At 69.4% G+C, this 17,598-nt stretch carries 16 protein-coding genes and 1 riboswitch; of the genes, 7 read left to right on the top strand and 9 right to left on the bottom strand.

Translation table 11 applies throughout. The features are described 5' to 3' along the window. Positions 1–10: 10 nt before the first annotated feature. On the bottom strand, positions 11–211 hold the full coding sequence (locus ABD156_RS34655) for a hypothetical protein (RefSeq protein ID WP_037813693.1): 201 nt from the start codon (positions 209–211) through the stop codon (positions 11–13). Positions 212–271: 60 nt separating this feature from the next. Here ABD156_RS34655 and ABD156_RS34650 point away from each other — a divergent pair, with 60 nt between their 5' ends. The 3 genes from ABD156_RS34650 to ABD156_RS34640 all read left to right on the top strand — a co-directional run bounded on the left by ABD156_RS34650 (position 272) and on the right by ABD156_RS34640 (position 4,032). After that, complete coding sequence (locus tag ABD156_RS34650; protein WP_344283854.1) at positions 272–1,237, top strand: zinc-binding dehydrogenase; 966 nt, start codon at positions 272–274, stop codon at positions 1,235–1,237. A 162-nt stretch (positions 1,238–1,399) separates the two neighbouring features. Further along, complete coding sequence (locus ABD156_RS34645; RefSeq protein WP_344283850.1) at positions 1,400–2,422, top strand: alpha/beta fold hydrolase; 1,023 nt, start codon at positions 1,400–1,402, stop codon at positions 2,420–2,422. A 119-nt stretch (positions 2,423–2,541) separates the two neighbouring features. Beyond that, on the top strand, positions 2,542–4,032 hold the full coding sequence (locus ABD156_RS34640; protein ID WP_344283847.1) for an amino acid permease: 1,491 nt from the start codon (positions 2,542–2,544) through the stop codon (positions 4,030–4,032). Between the two features lie 278 nt (positions 4,033–4,310). On the opposite strand, the gene ABD156_RS34635 is transcribed toward ABD156_RS34640, so the two are convergent. Further along, complete coding sequence (locus ABD156_RS34635) at positions 4,311–5,360, bottom strand: NAD(P)H-dependent flavin oxidoreductase (RefSeq protein ID WP_344283844.1); 1,050 nt, start codon at positions 5,358–5,360, stop codon at positions 4,311–4,313. 60 nt (positions 5,361–5,420) lie between these two features. On the opposite strand from ABD156_RS34635, the gene ABD156_RS34630 reads away from it, so the two are divergent. Then, positions 5,421–5,867 carry a pyridoxamine 5'-phosphate oxidase family protein gene (locus ABD156_RS34630; RefSeq protein WP_344283841.1) on the top strand — a complete coding sequence of 149 codons (447 nt, stop codon included), beginning with the start codon at positions 5,421–5,423 and terminating at the stop codon, positions 5,865–5,867. A gap of 43 nt (positions 5,868–5,910) precedes the next feature. Here ABD156_RS34630 and ABD156_RS34625 read toward each other — a convergent pair whose 3' ends face one another. Both ABD156_RS34625 and lepA read right to left on the bottom strand, forming a co-directional pair. Next, positions 5,911–6,477, bottom strand: coding sequence for a Uma2 family endonuclease (locus tag ABD156_RS34625; protein ID WP_344285305.1), 567 nt, complete (start codon positions 6,475–6,477; stop codon positions 5,911–5,913). A gap of 121 nt (positions 6,478–6,598) precedes the next feature. After that, on the bottom strand, positions 6,599–8,449 hold the full coding sequence (lepA, locus tag ABD156_RS34620) for a translation elongation factor 4 (RefSeq protein WP_344283838.1): 1,851 nt from the start codon (positions 8,447–8,449) through the stop codon (positions 6,599–6,601). A 116-nt stretch (positions 8,450–8,565) separates the two neighbouring features. Between lepA and ABD156_RS34615 the strand changes: the two genes are divergently transcribed. Further along, a complete protein-coding gene (locus ABD156_RS34615; protein WP_344283835.1) occupies positions 8,566–9,177 on the top strand; it encodes a class I SAM-dependent methyltransferase in 612 nt (203 codons plus the stop codon). Here ABD156_RS34615 and ABD156_RS34610 read toward each other — a convergent pair. After that, positions 9,174–9,548: a VOC family protein gene (locus tag ABD156_RS34610; RefSeq protein WP_344283833.1), complete on the bottom strand. Its 375-nt coding sequence runs from the start codon at positions 9,546–9,548 to the stop codon at positions 9,174–9,176. The genes ABD156_RS34615 and ABD156_RS34610 overlap by 4 nt on opposite strands. Before the next feature lie 22 nt (positions 9,549–9,570). Beyond that, positions 9,571–10,434 carry a DMT family transporter gene (locus ABD156_RS34605; RefSeq protein WP_344283830.1) on the bottom strand — a complete coding sequence of 288 codons (864 nt, stop codon included), beginning with the start codon at positions 10,432–10,434 and terminating at the stop codon, positions 9,571–9,573. Positions 10,435–10,827: 393 nt separating this feature from the next. Here ABD156_RS34605 and rpsT point away from each other — a divergent pair, with 393 nt between their 5' ends. Continuing rightward, entirely contained in the window at positions 10,828–11,088 is a 261-nt protein-coding gene (rpsT, locus tag ABD156_RS34600) for a 30S ribosomal protein S20 (protein WP_116200451.1), read from the top strand. A 173-nt stretch (positions 11,089–11,261) separates the two neighbouring features. On the opposite strand, the gene holA is transcribed toward rpsT, so the two are convergent. Further along, positions 11,262–12,233, bottom strand: coding sequence for a DNA polymerase III subunit delta (gene holA / locus ABD156_RS34595; RefSeq protein ID WP_344283825.1), 972 nt, complete (start codon positions 12,231–12,233; stop codon positions 11,262–11,264). A 131-nt stretch (positions 12,234–12,364) separates the two neighbouring features. Continuing rightward, a riboswitch (SAM riboswitch) is annotated at positions 12,365–12,498 on the top strand. A gap of 13 nt (positions 12,499–12,511) precedes the next feature. Here holA and thrC point away from each other — a divergent pair. Further along, positions 12,512–13,777 carry a threonine synthase gene (gene thrC / locus ABD156_RS34590; protein ID WP_344283822.1) on the top strand — a complete coding sequence of 422 codons (1,266 nt, stop codon included), beginning with the start codon at positions 12,512–12,514 and terminating at the stop codon, positions 13,775–13,777. 24 nt (positions 13,778–13,801) lie between these two features. Here thrC and ABD156_RS34585 read toward each other — a convergent pair whose 3' ends face one another. Together ABD156_RS34585 and ABD156_RS34580 are read right to left on the bottom strand one after the other, a co-directional pair. After that, positions 13,802–16,180: a ComEC/Rec2 family competence protein gene (locus ABD156_RS34585; RefSeq protein WP_344283819.1), complete on the bottom strand. Its 2,379-nt coding sequence runs from the start codon at positions 16,178–16,180 to the stop codon at positions 13,802–13,804. Then, positions 16,177–16,761, bottom strand: a complete 585-nt coding sequence (locus ABD156_RS34580; RefSeq protein WP_344283816.1) for a ComEA family DNA-binding protein — start codon at positions 16,759–16,761, stop codon at positions 16,177–16,179. Before ABD156_RS34580 ends, ABD156_RS34585 begins: the two co-directional genes overlap by 4 nt. Between the last annotated feature and the right edge of the window lie 837 nt (positions 16,762–17,598).

Raw genomic sequence — 17,598 nt, 5'->3', positions numbered from 1 at the left:
GTGTGCCAGCTTAGGAGCGGCCGGGACCGTCGTCGTCACGGGCCGTGCCGAACCAGCGGCCGAAGCGTTCGACCAGCTTGTCGATGGCCCACGCGGCGAGCAGGCACAGCGGCACGAGTACCGCCATCACCAGCACGAACTGCACCGGGAACCAGGCTTGGGCGAGCCACAGCTCGACCCCGTCCCACCAGTTGGCCAGGCCCTCAAACACGAGTGTGAGCCTACGCGCGCTCGCCAGCGCGGCGGCGGGCAGGGGAGGTAGGTTGCTGCCATGTTCGCCGTATACGCGCAGGAACCCAACGCCGAGTCCCCGCTCGATTCGCTGGTCGTCGGCGAGCGGCCGGAACCCGAAGTGCCCGAAGGCTGGGTCCGGGTGCACGTCAAAGCCGCCAGCCTGAACATGCACGACCTGTGGACCTTGCGCGGCGTCGGCATCAAGGCCGACCAGTTCCCGATGATCCTCGGCTGCGACGGAGCGGGCACGCTCGACGACGGCACCGAGGTCGTGCTGCATTCGGTGATCAACGCGCCGGGCTGGCAGGGCGACGACACGCTCGACCCGAAGCGCACTCTGCTCACCGAAAAGCACCAGGGCACGTTCGCGGACCAGGTCGTGGTCCCGGCCCGCAACGCGGTGCCGAAGCCGGCCGGCCTGAGCTTCGCCGAGGGCGCGACGATGGGCACCGCGTGGCTCACCGCGTACCGGATGCTGTTCGTGAAGTCGGACCTGCGACCTGGCCAGACGATGCTGGTGCAGGGCGCGTCCGGCGGGGTGTCGACCGCGCTGATCGCGCTCGGCCGCGCGGCCGGGTTCCGCGTGTGGGTCACCGGGCGCACCGAGGAGAAGCGCGCGCTGGCCGAGAGCGTCGGCGCGCACCAGACGTTCGAGTCCGGCGCGCGGCTGCCCGAGCGGGTGGACGCGGTGTTCGAGACCGTCGGCAAGGCCACCTGGGGGCACACGCTCAAGTCGCTGAAGCCGGGCGGCGTGGTCGTGGTGTCCGGTTCGACCAGCGGCCCCGACCCGTCGGCCGACCTGCAGCGGGTTTTCTTCCTGCAGCTGCGGGTCCTGGGCTCGACCATGGGCACCCGCGACGAGCTGGCCGACCTGCTCGCCTACCTCGATCTGAAGGGCATCAAGCCGCAGATCGGCACCGAGCTCCCCCTTGCGGAGGCCCCCGCGGGATTCGCCGCGATGGCCGCCGGCGAGACCGCGGGCAAGATCGTCTTCACTCGCTGAGCGTGACCCCACGGCGCTGACCTGGGCTTTTCCGTTCCGGAAAGGTCCAGGCCAGTGCTTGTACCCGCTGTCTCGTGAATCGTCAACACCCCAGCTTCGCAATCAGATGGTGACCCCCCAAATTCCACCAGAAATCGACCTTGGGCGGTTAACCTGGAGAACATGACCGCGACGCAGCGGCCAGTCCCGGCCGGCCGGGGCGGCCGGAACCCCAGCGAACCGGAGCCGATCCGGGAATCCTTCCGGCGGTTCGCCGGCATGCGCACGCGCGTGCTGGAGGTCGGGCCGCCGGTCGCCGAGGCTCCCGCACCCAAGCGCACGCGCCGCAAGGGCGACGGGAAACCCCGCGCGCCCCGGCTCGTGTTGCTCCACGGGTATTGCGACAGTGCCGACACGTGGCGTCCAGTACTCGGAGAATTAGCCGCCGCGGGCATCGCCGCGATCGCGGTCGACCTCCCCGGCTTCGGCGACGCGCAGCCGCTGCGCCCCGGCCCGATGCTTCCGCAACTCGACGCGTTCACCGCCGCGGTGGTGCGCGAACAGGCCGTGCTCGGACCGGTGGTGCTCGCGGGAAACTCGCTCGGCGGCACGATGAGCCTGCGCGCGGCGCAGAACCGCCGGCTGCCGACCGCGGGCGTGGTGTCGATCGCCGCGCCCGGTTTCGTCGACTCGTGGCTGGTGCGCACGGTCGGGCGCAATCCGCTGCCGCTGCGGCTGTACTCCTCGCTTCCGTTGCCGGTGCCGGGTTTCCTGGTCCGCGCGGTCGCCGAACAGCTCGTGCCGCGGATCCTCTACGCCGACTCGCGGCAAGCCGACGCGGGCCAGGTCCGGCGGTTCACCACGCTCTTTCCCGACTACCGGGCCACCACGTCGCGGCTCGAACAGGCCCGGCAGCTCGTCGCGGAGCTGGCGGACGCCTACCGCCTCGACCAGATCAAGATCCCGCTGCTCGCGGTCGCGTGCGGCAAGGACAAGCTGGTGACGGCCGCGTCCGGGCGGAAGCTGCACACCCTGGTGCCGCACAGCAGGCTCGTCGTCCGCGAGGACTGGGGCCACTGCCCGCAGCTCGACGACCCGCCCGAGGTCGCGGAGCTGCTCACCTTCTTCGCCGCGGGCGCGATCCGTTCGGCCGCGCGCCCGGCGCCCACGGTCAACGACGTCGAGGACGACTCCGCGACCGGGTGACTCAGGCTGCCAAGATCGTCACACTATGGAGTCGGTGACAGGTGAGGCGCCGCCGGGTACGGTGCCCTGCCAGGGCCCGGAACCCGGGGCCTGCGAACCACCAGTCTGAGGAGACATCGATGTCAGCTCCGCGCGGCCCTAACCTGGGCTCCGGGTCCGGGATCTTCCGGCGGAAGCCGATCGACACCATCGAGCAGGCCGGGGAAAGCGGCCTGCAGCGCACGCTCGGCTTGCGGCAGCTGACCGCGATCGGCGTCGGCGGCATCATCGGCGCCGGCATCTTCTCGCTCGCCGGGGCGGTCGCGAACAAGACCGCGGGCCCGGCCGTGCTGATCTCGTTCCTGATCGCGGGCATCGCGAGCGCCGCGGCGGCGTTCTCCTACGCCGAATTCGCCGGCCTCATCCCGCGCGCGGGCTCCGCCTACACCTACGGGTACGCGGTGCTCGGCGAGATCGTCGGCTGGTTCATCGGCTGGGACCTGCTGCTGGAGTACACCGCGATCGTGTCCGTGGTGGCGATCGGGATTTCCGGTTACTTCAACGATTTGCTGGGCTTCCTGCACGTCTCGCTGCCGCACTGGATGTCCGGCGCGCCAGGAACGGAACCGGCGGGCGTCGAACCGGGGTCGTACAAGATCAACCTGTTCGCGGTACTGCTTTGCCTGCTGATCGCCTTTATCCTGAACCAGGGCATGAAAAACGCGGCGCGCTTCGAAACCCTGCTGGTGTACCTGAAGGTCGGCCTGGTGCTGCTGGTGATCGTGGTCGGCGCCTTCCACATCCAGAGCGGCAACTACAGCAACTTCTTCCCGTTCGGCCTCAGCGGCGCTTTCACCGGCGCGGCAACGGTGTTCTTCGCGGTCTTCGGCTACGACGCCATGTCCACCGCGGCCGAGGAGTCGCAGGACTCGCAGAAGCACATGCCGAAGGCGATCATCTACTCGCTGGCGATCTCGATGGTGCTGTACGTGCTGGCCTGCCTGGTCCTGACCGGCATGGTGAAGTACACCGACATCAACCCGGAAGCCGCGTTCTCGAGCGCGTTCGCGAAGGTCGGCCTCGGCTGGCTGGGCGCGATCATCGCGGTAGGCGCGATCATCGGCATCCTGACGGTGCTGTTCACCTTCCTGCTGGGCGCGACCCGCGTGGGCTATTCGATGAGCCGCGACGGCCTGCTGCCGAAGTGGTTCGCGAAGACCCACCCGGTGAAGAAGGTCCCTTCGCGCATCACCTGGATCCTTGGCGCCGCGTCCGCACTGATCGCCGGCGTGCTGCCGATCGGCGAGGCCGCGGAGCTGACGAACATCGGCATCCTGCTGGCCTTCGTGGTCGTGTGCATCGCGGTGATCGTGCTGCGCTACAAGCGTCCTGAACTGCCGCGCACGTTCAAGACGCCGGGCATGCCGGTGGTGCCGATCATCGGGGTGATCTTCTCGATCTGGCTGATCACGTTCCTGAAGCCGGAAACCTGGCTGCGCTTCGCGATCTGGTTCGCGATCGGGATGGTGATCTACTTCTCCTACAGCAAACGGCATTCGGCGATGGAGCGTGGCGAGGCCGCTGGCTCCGGGGACGGGGATGCCGGCGGGGTGAAGTCCACTTCGGACTGATGCTGGGCTTTTGATGCGGGGGACGCCATCGCGGTGTCCCCCGCATTTTTCTTTGGCCCTGTTGGCGATCCACTGGCGTGCACCTGGGGCAATGCCGCCGCCGCTCCGATGAGGTCGTCTTTCCTGCGTAATCGGGCAGCATCTCGGGCCGCTCGCGCACATCGCACTCGCCGGAAACCTCGTTGCGACAGCTCTTCCAATACCGCGCGCAACCACATCACCGCGACTGTTCGAGGCGCGCCACCACCACATAAGCCCTTCTCGGCCCGCCGGAAGCCTCAGCGCAACCGGTCGAGCCGTTCCGCCGCGGCCTTCGCCTCCGTGCGGAGCCGGGCCACGATCGAGGCCGCTGAGCCGTCACTGGCGAGCTGATACGTCTGCCCAGCCCACAACGACATCGCCTCCGGGTCACCAGCTTTCCCTGCCGCCGCGCGGACCGGTTTGCTCAGGTGGTGCAGCTGCGGGTACGCGGCGGGCGCGTTCGCGGAGAGGTCGCTCAGGACGCGGTTCACCATGCCCCGCGCCGGGCGTCCGCTGAACGCACGTGTGAACGCCGTTGCCCGACCAGCCTCGGCGAGCGCACGCCGCTGGGTGTCGCCAGTGCCGGCTTCCGTCGCGAGCAGGAAGGCCGTGCCCAGCTGCGCCGCCGACGCCCCGGCCGCCAGCACCGCCGCGATGTCGGCACCGTTCACCAGTCCCCCGGCCGCGATCAACGGCAGGCTCGTGCGCGCGCCGAGCAACCGCAGCAGCGCGAGCAGGCCGTACTCCTCGCCGCCGGCAGGGTTGCTCGGGTCGTCGGTGAACAGACCGCGATGCCCGCCGGCCTCGAAGCCCTGCACGACCAGCGCGTCCGCTCCGCGCGCGGCAGCGAGGTCGGCTTCCTCCGGATTCGTGACGGTGACCGCGACCTTGCCGCCGGCTTCGTGAATCCGCTGCACCTCGGCGGACGTCGGCGCGCCGAACGTGAATGACACCACCGGAACCCGGTGCCGCACGACGAGATCGAGCTTCGCCGGGTACTCGTCGTCGTCCCAGACCGGGTCGCCGAGTTCGACGCTGTAGCGCACGGCCTCGGCGAGCAACCGTTCGCGGTGCGCGGCGAGGTCGGCCACCGACCGGCCGCCGGGGACGAACAGGTTGACGCCGAACCGGCCGCCGGTGAGGTCGGCGGTGTGCGCGATCTGGGCGTCGAGCGTCTCCGGGCTGAGATAGCCGGCGGCGAGGAAACCGAACCCGCCCGCGCCCGTGACGGCACCGACCAGCTGCGGAGTCGTCGGCCCGCCCGCCATCGGCGCCGCGATCACCGGGAACTCGAGATCATCGAACATGTCCCCGAGCCTAGTGCCGCACCGGAAATGCGCCGGGCAGCCGCCGCGTTGCAGAAGAGCATGACGGCAACCCTGGAACAGCTCCGCGCGCTGACCGTGGAGGAGAACGGCCTCGCCACCGTGGCCACGACCCGCGCCGACGGCACCGTGCACGCGTCCGTGGTGAACGCGGGCATCCTGAACGACCCGGTGACCGGCAAGCCGAGCGTGGGCTTCGTCGCCGTCGGCGGTGCGCACAAGCTCGCGCTGCTGCGCCGCAACGGCCACGCGACCGTAACGTTCCGCCGCGGCTGGCGCTGGCTCTCGGCAACCGGCCCGGTCCGCCTGATCGGCCCGGACGACCCCGACCCGTCCTTCCCGGCCGCCGACCTCCCGCCCCTGCTGCGCGAGGTGTTCCGCGCCGCCACCGGCACCCACGACGACTGGGCGGAGTACGACCGGGTGATGGCCGCCGAACGCCGAGCCGCGGTGTTCGTGGAGGTGGGCAAGATCATCGGGAACGGCTGACCGCCTTCGCCGCACGATATCCGGGCGACTCAACCGGAACAGATCAGCTCCTTCCGATCAACTCTTCGGGCACCACCCGGACCGAGAACGGCCGCTGTGCTTCGAAAACCTCGGCACCCGCCGCCTTGGCGACCTGGCGATAGCGACCGTCCTCGTCCAGTTCGAACACGGCCAGTTCGGCGGTCACCGGGTCGATCACCCAGTAGCTCGGGACGCCCAGCCGTTCGTAGAGCGCCTTCTTGGTGTTCAGGTCGTGAATCGACGTGCTCGGCGACAGCACCCCGACCGCAAGCACCGGCGGCACGGGCAGATCCTTGGCAGTGAAATCCTCGGTCCGTCCTACCAGCACATCCGGCTGCAGCTCTATCCGATCGCCCACGTGCACCGCGAACGGCGCGCCGACGACGAACAATTCTTCCGGACAGGCCGCATCGAGCACGCCGTACAGCCGGTAGCCGATGGTCTGGTGTCTCAGACCTGGCGCGGGGCTCACGAGGAGTGTCCCGTCGATGAGTTCGCAACGGCGGCCATCCCGCGGCATCCCCTCGAGGTCGTGCACCGTCATGGGGCCCGACCCGGGCGGATACTCGATGCCCGTCATGACCGTCATGCCGCTCTCCTTTCCCTGTTCGCGCCAGAGAGTCTCTGTCCGCAATTGAGAACACCAGCCCCCACCGACAAAAACGGCGGCTCCGGGAAACCCGGAGCCGCCGTTCACCCGAAGGTGGAACCTACTTCTTGTTCTTCCCGTTGTCCTCAGTGGACAGGGCCGCGACGAACGCTTCCTGCGGCACCTCCACCCGGCCGACGGTCTTCATCCGCTTCTTGCCTTCCTTCTGCTTCTCCAGCAGTTTCCGCTTCCGCGAGATGTCACCGCCGTAGCATTTGGCCAGCACGTCCTTGCGGATGGCGCGGATCGTTTCGCGCGCGATGATCCGGGAACCGATCGCCGCCTGGATCGGGACCTCGAACTGCTGCCGCGGAATCAGCTCGCGCAGGCGCGTCGCCATGCGGTTTCCGTACGTGTAAGCGGCGTCCTTGTGCACGATCGCGGAGAACGCGTCCACCGTCTCGCCCTGCAGCAGGATGTCGACCTTCACCAGGTCCGCCACCTGCTCGCCGGACTCCTCGTAGTCCAGCGACGCGTAACCACGCGTGCGCGACTTCAGCGTGTCGAAGAAGTCGAAGATGATCTCCGCCAGCGGGATCGTGTAGCGCAGTTCGACGCGGTCCTCGGACAGGTAATCCATGCCCAGCAGGTTGCCGCGCTTCGCCTGGCACAGCTCCATGATCGTGCCCACGAATTCCGACGGCGCCAGGATGCTCACCTTCGACACCGGCTCGTGCACCTCGGAGATCTTGAGCCCGCCCGGCCAGTCCGAGGGGTTCGTGACGATCACCTCGCTGCGGTCCTCCAGCACCACGCGGTACACCACGTTCGGCGCGGTGGAAATCAGGTCCAGGCCGAACTCGCGCTCCAGCCGGTCCCGGGTGATTTCCAGGTGCAGCAGGCCGAGGAAGCCGCAGCGGAAGCCGAAGCCCAGTGCGACCGACGTTTCCGGCTCGTAGGTCAGCGCGGCGTCGTTGAGCTGCAGCTTCTCCAGCGCCTCGCGCAGTTCCGGGTAGTCCGAGCCGTCCACCGGGTACAGGCCGGAGAACACCATCGGCTTCGGTTCGCGGTAGCCGGCCAGCGGTTCCGTCGCGCCGTGCCGCTCGGACGTCACAGTGTCGCCGACCTTCGACTGGCGCACGTCCTTCACGCCGGTGATCAGGTAGCCGACCTCGCCGACGCCGAGTCCCTTGCTGGCCTTCGGCTCCGGCGAGATGATCCCGACCTCGAGCAGTTCGTGCGTCGCCCCGGTGGACATCATCTTGATCTTCTCGCGCGGCGTGATCTTGCCGTCCACTACGCGGATGTACGTCACGACGCCGCGGTAGGTGTCGTAGACCGAGTCGAAGATCATCGCGCGGGCGGGCGCGTCCGCGTCGCCGACCGGCGGCGGGACCTGACGCACGCATTCGTCCAGCAGCTCGGTCACGCCCATGCCGGTCTTGGCCGACACGCGCAGCACGTCCGAGGGCTCGCAGCCGATGATGTGCGCGATCTCCGCCGCGTACTTCTCCGGGTCCGCCGAGGGCAGGTCGATCTTGTTCAGCACCGGGATGATGTGCAGGTCGTTCTCGAGCGCGAGGTACAGGTTCGCGAGCGTCTGCGCCTCGATCCCCTGCGCGGCGTCGACCAGCAGGATCGCGCCCTCGCACGCCTCGAGCGCCCGCGAGACCTCGTACGTGAAGTCGACGTGGCCGGGCGTGTCGATCAGGTGCAGCACGTGGTCCTGCCCGTCGACCTGCCACGGCAGCCGGACGTTCTGGGCCTTGATCGTGATGCCGCGTTCCCGCTCGATGTCCATGCGGTCGAGGTACTGCGCGCGCATGGCTCGCTCCTCGACGACGCCGGTGAGCTGCAGCATCCGGTCCGCCAGCGTCGACTTGCCGTGGTCGATGTGGGCGATGATGCAGAAGTTGCGGATCAACTCCGGCGGCGTGAAGGTGGTGTCGGCGAACGTCTTGGGCGCTGTCACTCGGGCTGTCCTCGGGATGGTGGGGGATGTCCGTACCCCATCGTCCCATGGACCTCCGGGTGCGGGTGGGGGTCATCCCCGATGCGGCCCCGCGCGTCTCGTGATGACCTCGAAGCATGACCACTTCACCCTCCCCCTCGCCGCCCGGCCCCGGCGTCCTCGACGCCGCGCTCGACCGGGCTTTCGGCCACCCCAGCGGCTTGCTGGGCAGGCTCGGCGGCAAGCTGATGGCGGTCAGCAACGCCGCGACCGAGCACCGCGTCGTCGACCTCGCCCGCCTCGAACCGGACGAGACCGTTCTCGTCATCGGCCCTGGTCCGGGGATCGGCCTCGACGCGGCGAGCAAACTCGCCGGCGAGGTGATCGGCGTCGAACCCTCCCCTCAGATGCGCGACCTGTGCACGGACCGCTGCGGCGACCGCGCCGAGGTGCGCGCGGGCAGCGCGGCTCAGACTGGCTGTGCGGACGCGTCCGCGGACGTCGTGCTGACCGTGAACAACGTCCAGCTTTGGGAAGACCGCGCGGCGGGCTTCGCCGAGTTGTTCCGGGTGCTGCGGCCAGGCGGACGCCTGCTGCTCTCGGCGCACGAGAAGTGGCTTCCGGTGACCCGGCACCAGTTGGCCGACGAAGCCGCCGCCGCGGGATTCACTGACCTGCAGACCTGGACCTGGGACCCGCCGGGGTTCGCCCCGCTCGCCGCCCAGCTCCGAGCCGTGAAACCGAGCTAGCGCTTGTCGCGACGCAATGGGTGGTCCTCCGGGACCTCGACGAGGACGATCCGCAACCCGTCCGGGTCGGCGATCCACGCCTCGTCGGTGCCCCACGGTTCGCGACGAGCCTCGCGCACCGGTTCGACCCCGCGTCCGGCCAATTCGGCCAGGGTCGCCGGGAGATCGCGGACCTGCAGGAACAGATTGACGTCCGGCCCGGGTCCTTCTTCGCCGCTGCCGACCACCTCGATCGAACCGCCGCCGGCGAAAAACCGCGTGCCACCAGGGAACTCGCGCTCGATCGCGAGGCCGAGGGCGTCCCGGTAGAACGCGGTGGACACGTCGTGGTCGCGGGGGTGGATCAGCACCCGGCTGCTCAGTACGTCCATGGGTCCTGCCTACCTGAGCGGCTCAGGCGACCGCAATCGCAGCGATCCCGGCCAGCACCACCAGCGACCCGGCGAGCCGGCGGACCGCGTTGCGCTCGCGGAGCACGAGCCAGGCGGCAACCCCGCCGAAGACGATCGACAGTTCGCGCGCCGGCGCGACGAGGCTGACCGGCGCGATCCGCAGGGCGTACAGGACCAGCAGGTAGCTGACCGGCGAGGCCAGTCCGACGATCAGCACCTCGCGCCGGTGGTCGCGCCACAGCCGCTTGATCTCGGACCGGCCGCGGGCGACAGTCGGCGTGAGCAGGACGCACTCGCCGATCGCGCTGCCGCCGAAGTAGACGAGCGGGGACACTCCGAGCGACGTGACCGAGTGCGCGTCCCAGAGCGTGTAAGCCGCGATGACCGCTCCGGTGGCGACGCCGTAGAACACCCCGGCGCGGCGGGCTTTGGCGTCGCCGGTGCTGCCGCCGAGGCTGATCACCAGGACGCCGGCGATGACAAGGAAGGCGCCGACCAGCCCAAGCACGCCCGGCCGTTCGCCGAGAACTGTGACGGCCACGAGCACCGACACCAGCGGTCCGGTGCCACGGGCCAGCGGGTAGACGATCGACAGGTCGCCGACCTCGTAGCCGCGCTGCAGCACGATCCCGTACATCACATGCAGGACCGCGGTGACCAGTGCGGCGAGCAGCCAAGTCCACTGTGGACGTTCGGGTTCGACGGCGAGCGCGACCGCGATCACCGGGAGCATCGCGACCGCGGAAACCGTGTAGTACAGCCAGACGAATCGCGGACCGCCGCCGGAAACCCGTTTGGCGGCGAGGTTCCACACGGCGTGCACGACCGCGGCGACGAGAACCATGGCGAGGGCAGTGGTGTTCATCCGGGACCCTTTCAGGTTTTCAGCGCATGCTGAAGACCGGGTCCTCCAGGCTTTTGTCCCGTCAGATGAACGGCAGGGCTCGGTGTCCCGCCGAAGGTGCCGCTCGGACCAGTCCCGCCCGCCCTCGTTGTCTTCGCGACCCGCTCTGCGGGACCACGGGCAGGCGACGGAACCCTAGGCACTACCGAAATCCACCGTAACGGAGACGCGGGCGGGATGCCGAACGGTTATCGGCTCCGGGGCCCGTTCCAGGGCCGCGAGCAGGGCTGTTAAGATTTTCGATTGTTGCCGTGCGGCATTCCGTCAGGGAGGAAACCCGGCAGTCCCTCGGGACTGATCCGGAGCCACGCGAACGCGGCAGCGACCTTCACCGAGTGAAAGAGGAACGCCTCCATGGCCAACATCAAGTCGCAGGTCAAGCGCATCGACACCAACGAGAAGGCGCGGCAGCGCAACCTGGCGATCCGGTCCTCGGTGAAGACCGCGATCCGCAAGTTCCGCGAGGCCGCCGAAGCCGGTGACAAGGACAAGGCCCTCGAACTGCAGCGCGACGCTGCTCGCAAGCTCGACAAGGCCGTCACCAAGGGCGTCATCCACGCCAACCAGGCCGCGAACAAGAAGTCGGCTCTCGCGAAGCGCGCGAACCAGCTCTGAGCGCAGTCTTTCCGGAAGGCCCGGCGGCTTCGGCTGCCGGGCCTTTTCCGTGTCCGGGAATCGCGGATTACCTTGCACCGATGACGGCTGACCGCACCTCTTAGCCAGCGGTCATCATGGCGTGCGGCGGAACCGAACGCCGCAGCCGGTCAGAGCCGCATTTCGCCGGAGCGTCAGCGGTCTCCCTTGGCCGCGACCACCTCGAGGACCGCGCGCTGCAGGGCGTAGTTCGCATCGGCCGCCGCACCTTTGACCTCGGCGTTCAGCCGCGCCACGACGCGCATCGCGGTCGCCAGGCCGTCCTGGCCCCAGCCGCGCGACTGGCCCTGCGCCTTGCGGATCTTCCACGGCGGCATGCCCAGTTCGCCCGCCATCTGGTTCGGGTTGCCGCGGCCGGCGGCGGACACGCGAGCGATCGTGCGGACCGCGTCAGCTAGCGCGTCGGCCACCAGGACGTGCGGAACGCCCAGCTGCATCGCCCACTGCAGCGACTCCATCGCAGCCGCCCGATCTCCCGCGACGGCCTTCTCCGCGACCGCGAAGCCGGTCACGTCGGCGCGTCCGGTGTGGTAGCGGCGGACCGCCTGCTCGTCGATGACTCCCCCGGTGTCGGCGACCAGCTGCGTCGCCGCCGAGGACAGTTCGCGCAGGTCCGAGCCGACCGAGTCGAGCAGCGCCAGCAGGCCCGCGCCGTCGATCTTGCCGCCCGCGCGCCGCACCTCGTTGCGGACGAACGCCTCCCGCTCGGCCGGCTTGGTGAGCTTCGGGCATTCGGTGATCTCCGCGCCCGCCTTTTTCAACGCGCCCGGCAGGGCCTTCGCGGCCTTGCTCCGCCCGCCGCCGCTGTGCACGACCACGAGGACGATGCCGTCGGCCGGCGCCTTCACGTACGCCAGGACGGCGTCGGACAGCTCCTGCGAGATGTCCTGCGCCGACTCCAGCACGATCACGCGCCCTTCGGCGAACAATGACGGGCTGACCAGCTCAGCCAGGACGGGCGGTGTGAGATCGGACACCCGCGTCCGCGTGAGGTCCGCCGTCGGGTCCGCGGCCTTGGCCGCGTCGAGGGAAGCTCGCACAGCCCGTTCGATGAGCAGTTCTTCCTCGCCCGTGACGAGGTGCAGCGGCGCGGGTGCGGTGGTCACCTCGTCATCCTCTCACCCGGCCGCCGGGCCGTCCGCCCCGGTGATGTGGGCCGCCTCCGTGGCACGAGCTGATCGGGATGTCGTACGGTGTAGCCGAGGACGCGCCCACCGGCGCTCCGACAACCGAATACCGCTCATCCAGAGGGGCAGAGGGAACGGCCCGACGAAGCCCCGGCAACCGGCGTACAGCCTGTCATCCCGCGATCGCGGGATAGCTGACGACCACGGTGCCAATTCCGGCCCGCTTCGGCGGGGCAGATGAGGAAAGGAACCTCGCGATGACTGCAGCCCTCAGCGCCACCTCCGCCAACAAGACGATCGACCTCGGTCCGGCCGTCGAACTGGTGTCGAAGGAAGAAGGGCACCGGCAGCCGCTCGCTCCGGAATTCGTCTCCGCCGAAGACTTCTCGCCGCTCGAGGTCGCCTACGACTTCGGCCGCGTCCGCCGCGAGGACATCGAGGCGGGCCCGCGCAACATCTGGCGTTACAAGAAACTCCTTCCCGTCCCCTCGACCGTCGAGGAGACCCCGAACACCGAACCCGGCTGTACCAGGCTCGTGCGCGCCGACCGGCTCGCGAAGGAGCTCGGCCTCAAGAGCGTGTGGGTCAAGGACGACACCGGCAACCCGACGCACTCGTTCAAGGACCGCGTGGTCGCCGTCGCGCTCGCGGCCGCGCGCGAGTTCGGCTTCGAGGTCCTCGCGTGTCCCTCGACCGGCAACCTGGCCAACGCGACCGCGGCCGCCGCGGCCCGCGCCGGCTGGCGGTCGGTCGTGCTGATCCCGAAGAACCTCGAGCGCGCGAAGATCCTCACCACCGCGGTCTACGACGGCGACCTGATCGCCGTCGACGGCAACTACGACGACGTGAACCGGCTCGCCACCGAACTGGCCGGCGAGCACCCGAAGTGGGCGTTCGTGAACGTCAACGTCCGCCCGTACTACTCCGAGGGCTCGAAGACGCTCGCCTACGAGGTCGCCGAGCAGCTCGGCTGGCGCATTCCCGAGCAGATCGTCGTGCCGATCGCCTCCGGTTCCCAGCTCACCAAGGTGGACAAGGGTTTCCGCGAGCTGGGCCAGCTCGGTCTCGTGGACGCCAGCCCGTACAAGGTGTTCGGCGCGCAGGCCACCGGTTGCTCGCCGGTCTCCACCGCGTACCGCAACGGCCACGACGTGGTCCAGCCGGTGAAGCCGGACACGATCGCCCGCTCGCTCGCGATCGGGAACCCGGCCGACGGTCCGTACGTGCTCGACGTGGTCAACCGCACCGGCGGCGCGATCGAGGACGTCACCGACGAAGAGGTGGTCGAAGGCATCCGGCTGCTCGCGCGCACCGAAGGCATCTTCACCGAGACCGCGGGCGGCGTCACCGTGGCGACCGCGAAGAAGCTCGTCGAAACCGGCAAGCTCGACCCGGACGCCGAAACCGTCCTCCTCATCACCGGTGACGGTCTGAAGACCCTCGACGCGGTCGAGAACCACATCGGCCCGAAGGCCACCGTGCCGCCGTCCGCCGCAGCCGTCGCCAAGGCGCTCGGCTACTGACCCGCCGGCCCGGGGTCCGCCGCCTTACCTCGGCGGACCCCGCGGCTCGCCTCGGCGCGCGACCGCCGGTCCGTTTCCCGCGGGCAGAACGGCGGTGTCGCCGTCGATATCGGTCCGGGTGACCAGCACTCCCATCGTGCCGAGAACGTCCACTGTGGACTTGCTCGGATGTCCGTACCCGTTGCCCGCGCCGACACTGATCAGCGCCGTGCGCGGCCGCACCGCCGCGAGGAACTGCGGCAGCGAATATCTCGAGCCGTGATGCGGCACCTTCAATACGTCAGCCCGCAAATCGACGCCCTCGGCGAGCAGGTCTGCTTGCGCGGCCAGTTCAACGTCTCCGGTCAGCAAGACCCGGCCAGCCGAGGTGTCGGCGCGCAGGACCACCGAACTGTTGTTGATCATCGTGCCGTCCTGCAACGCAGGTGACCGAGCAGTGGCGTAGCGCGGACCTAGCACGTCCAGTGACAATCCCGGCCATTCCAGGCGTTGCCCCTCGCTCAACTGCACGAGCGGCACGCCACGACGCCGCGCTTCGCCGGAAACCGACTGCCACGCCCACGCCGGAGCACGTCCGGGCCCGACCGCGATCGCACCGACTGCCCGTCCGTCGAAGACCGAGGCGAGACCACCGATGTGATCCGCGTGCAGATGGCTCAGCACGAGCAGCGGCACCCGTTCGACTCCCAGCCTCTGCAGGCATTCGTCGACCGGCCCCGGCTCCGGCCCGGTATCCACGACCACGGCACGGCCGGGCTCGGCAGTCGCGAGAACTACCGCATCTCCCTGTCCGACATCGCATTCCACCATCGCCCAGCCGCCCGGCGGCCAACCGGGGGCCAGGACTTTGGCCGGCACGACCGTCAGCAGCACAACAACCAGTCCGATCGCCACCAGCAGCCGAAGTCGGCGAAACCTTGCCGCCACCACGACTACGACCAGCAGGCCCGCCGCGCATAATCCGCCCCACCAGCCGCCGGGCCAGGACAGCGCCGCCCCTGGTGCCCTCGCGCCGTGTCGGGCGACAGTGATCAGCCACCGCGCCTCCGGGTCCGCTAGACGGATCAGCACCTGCCCGGCACCTGGCCACCACGGCCCGACGACTGTCGAGAGCACACCTAGCACGGTGACCGGCGCGACCACTGGCGCCGCAAGGACATTGGTGACGACCGAGACCAGGCTGACCGTGCCCGCCATTCCGGCGATGACTGGTGCGGTGACCACGAAAGCGGCAAGAGGGACGGCGAGGCCTTCGGCGTAACCGGATGGAACTCCCCGTCGTACCAGCGAATCCGCCCAGCGCGGCGCGAGCAGCACCAGCCCGGCCGTCGCGAGAACAGAGAGCGCGAAGCCGAAATTCGCCGCCATCGTCGGATCCCACGCCACCAGGACGCACACCGCGAACGCCAGTGCGGGCAGCGCTGAACCACGTCGTCCGAGAGCCAGCGCGAGCAAACCGATACCGCCCATGACACCGGCCCGCACCACGCTCGGCTCAGGACCCACCAGGACGAGGAATCCCGCCAGGCAGGCGCCAGCCGCCGCTGCGGAAAACCTTGGCCCTGCGCGGACCAATCGGCACAGCAGCAGGACAGCTCCGCCGATGATGACAAGATTTCCGCCGCTCACCGCCATCAGGTGGGTGAGCCCGGAGGCGGTGAACTCGCTTTCGACCCGCTGCGGCAACGCACTCGTGTCGCCGAGCACCAGTCCGGGCAGCAGGCCCGCCGGTTCCTCCGGCAGGATCGCGCACAGCGAATGCAAGCTGCTCCGCAGGGCCGCGGCGGCGCGCTGCCACCACGGCGCTGGTCCTACGTCGACGGGTGCGGCACGGACGGAGAGCACCGCGGCGGTCAGCTCGCCGCCGCGTGCGGGCAGGAGCCGTCCGGACGTCGACGCTTCCTGCCCTGGCAGCAGACCGCTCCATCCGGTGACCGGTGCCAGCAACAGAACCCGGCCGGTCGACTCGACGGGCCGACCGTCCACTGTAGCCGTGGTAACCCTTGCCGGAATCGCCACTGAGCGGGTGCCCGCTTGCTGGTCCGCGTAGCCAGCTTGATGGATCGGCCGTGGGCGCTCGCTGATCTCGACCCGCAGCGTCGCCGTGACGCCATGGGCCGCGGCGGCTCCCAGCGGATCGGATGCCGCGTCGTGAATGCGAAGGGCTGTTGGCACGGCGGCAACGAGCCCGGTCAGCAGCAACGCTCCCCCAACGCCCGCGTATCGGGAACGGCCGCGCGCCAGAAGCGCCGCGGCGCCGATGACCGCTACGGCTCCGAGCACGGTCGCAGCCCACCAGCCGAGTTGCAGTCCGGCGAGGGTGGCCGCCCATCCGGCGACGGCGGCGGGGACAAGGCGGAAATCGTGGTCACGGCGCGACTTTTCCTCGGTCTCCAGTTTCATCCGACGGTCACCTGCTCGCGAAGCTTTTGGAACTTGCTTTCGCCGATGCCGTCGACGTCGCGGAGTTGTTCGACGCTCGAGAAGCCGCCGTGCTGAGTGCGCCAGTCGGTGATGCGCCGGGCGGTGACCTCGCCGACGCCGGGGAGGCTGTCGAGTTGTTCGGCGGTCGCGGAGTTCAGGTCGATCTTGCTGGCTGCAGCGGCTGAACCGGCCGGTGCGGCTTGCGCAGCGGGGACGCCGACCGCCAACTGTTCCCCGTCCGTGAGTTTGCGGGCGAGGTTTAGTGCGGTCAGGTCGACACCCGGATTCGCGCCTCCGGCGGCGCGGAGGGCGTCGGCGACGCGGGAACCCGAGGGCACGGTGACGAGTCCCGGGGAGCGCACGTGGCCGACGACGCTGATTACCAGGTTCTCGTTGGCTTTCGAGGCGTGTGGCGGCTGCGCTCGGGCGGTCGGGAGCGGCGGGGCGATCTCGGCCGTGGGTGAGCGACCGAAGATTGCCAGGCCACCGGCGACGACCGCGGCGGCTGCCAGCAAGGCGAGAGCGAAGATCATTCCTCGGCGGCCCAGGACGCCCGGCAAGCCGGTTGCTCCGGGGAGCCAGCGGCGTGTCCACCGCTGTTCGGTGTGTTCTGGGAGCCAGCTGCGGACCAGTTTGCCGCCGGGCAGCTGGCTTTCCGGAGGGGCTGGGTTGTCGGCAAGTGCGGACAATCGGGCTTTGCGGCTCGTTGGCTGCGAGAGTCGCGCGGAGCTGGATGGGGAAGCGTCTGCCGCAGCCGTCGGCTGGCTGTCCGGAAGTGGTGAACTGTCAGCAGCTGCGGACAGGCGGGCTTTTAGGCCCGTTGGCCGCGAGAGTGGCAGGGGCTTGGACCGCAAACTGTCCGCGTCGGTCGCGGACTGCCCATCCAAAAGCGGTGAGCTGTCAGCACCTGCAGACACTCGATGCTTCGCCCCCACGTCCCGAGCACGCACACCAGGCAACTCCGTGCCCACGGACAGCTGGTTGTCTGCACCTGCCGACAACCGTCCGCGCGCTGCTCGGCCCGCGCGGCCGGTGGGCAGCCAGCGACGCACTGACTGGCCGCCGGTTCCGGCGGTATGCGGGACCACGGCCAGCTGGTCGGCCAGCCAGGTGAGCCTGACGTTGACGGGAGTGCCCGGATCCCGGGCGGAATTCTCGAACACACGATCGACGCTAGGCGTCGGCCGGCTCGGCGGCGAGAGGGTTCCGCGCGATCTGTGGACAACCCGCCCCTTGGGGACAACTCGGCCGTCGCGGCCGGAGACGCGGCGGAACTTGTCGGGGTGCGCGGTCATACTGGCTGGTTTGCCTGCGGCACGGGTGATCGAAAAGCGTTCGCTCCTTCCGTCGTCATCCGTTAGACCTGGTAGTCAGCCGTCGAACAGGAGCCGCCGCAG

The organism is Amycolatopsis albidoflavus (assembly GCF_039525725.1).
GTDB classification, from domain to species: Bacteria; Actinomycetota; Actinomycetes; order Mycobacteriales; family Pseudonocardiaceae; genus Amycolatopsis; species Amycolatopsis albidoflava.
This window is presented reverse-complemented; position numbering and strand designations above follow the sequence as displayed.

Excerpts from the sequence above, each read along its gene's own strand:
- ABD156_RS34615 (WP_344283835.1), top strand. The coding sequence starts at position 8,566 with ATGACCACTTCACCCTCCCCCTCGCCGCCCGGCCCCGGCGTCCTCGAC.
- ABD156_RS34650 (WP_344283854.1), top strand. The coding sequence starts at position 272 with ATGTTCGCCGTATACGCGCAGGAACCCAACGCCGAGTCCCCGCTCGAT.
- ABD156_RS34645 (WP_344283850.1), top strand. The coding sequence starts at position 1,400 with ATGACCGCGACGCAGCGGCCAGTCCCGGCCGGCCGGGGCGGCCGGAAC.
- ABD156_RS34625 (WP_344285305.1), bottom strand. The coding sequence starts at position 6,477 with ATGACGGTCATGACGGGCATCGAGTATCCGCCCGGGTCGGGCCCCATG.
- ABD156_RS34640 (WP_344283847.1), top strand. The coding sequence starts at position 2,542 with ATGTCAGCTCCGCGCGGCCCTAACCTGGGCTCCGGGTCCGGGATCTTC.
- rpsT (WP_116200451.1), top strand. The coding sequence starts at position 10,828 with ATGGCCAACATCAAGTCGCAGGTCAAGCGCATCGACACCAACGAGAAG.
- ABD156_RS34635 (WP_344283844.1), bottom strand. The coding sequence starts at position 5,360 with ATGTTCGATGATCTCGAGTTCCCGGTGATCGCGGCGCCGATGGCGGGC.
- ABD156_RS34605 (WP_344283830.1), bottom strand. The coding sequence starts at position 10,434 with ATGAACACCACTGCCCTCGCCATGGTTCTCGTCGCCGCGGTCGTGCAC.
- ABD156_RS34585 (WP_344283819.1), bottom strand. The coding sequence starts at position 16,180 with ATGAAACTGGAGACCGAGGAAAAGTCGCGCCGTGACCACGATTTCCGC.
- ABD156_RS34610 (WP_344283833.1), bottom strand. The coding sequence starts at position 9,548 with ATGGACGTACTGAGCAGCCGGGTGCTGATCCACCCCCGCGACCACGAC.
- thrC (WP_344283822.1), top strand. The coding sequence starts at position 12,512 with ATGACTGCAGCCCTCAGCGCCACCTCCGCCAACAAGACGATCGACCTC.
- ABD156_RS34630 (WP_344283841.1), top strand. The coding sequence starts at position 5,421 with ATGACGGCAACCCTGGAACAGCTCCGCGCGCTGACCGTGGAGGAGAAC.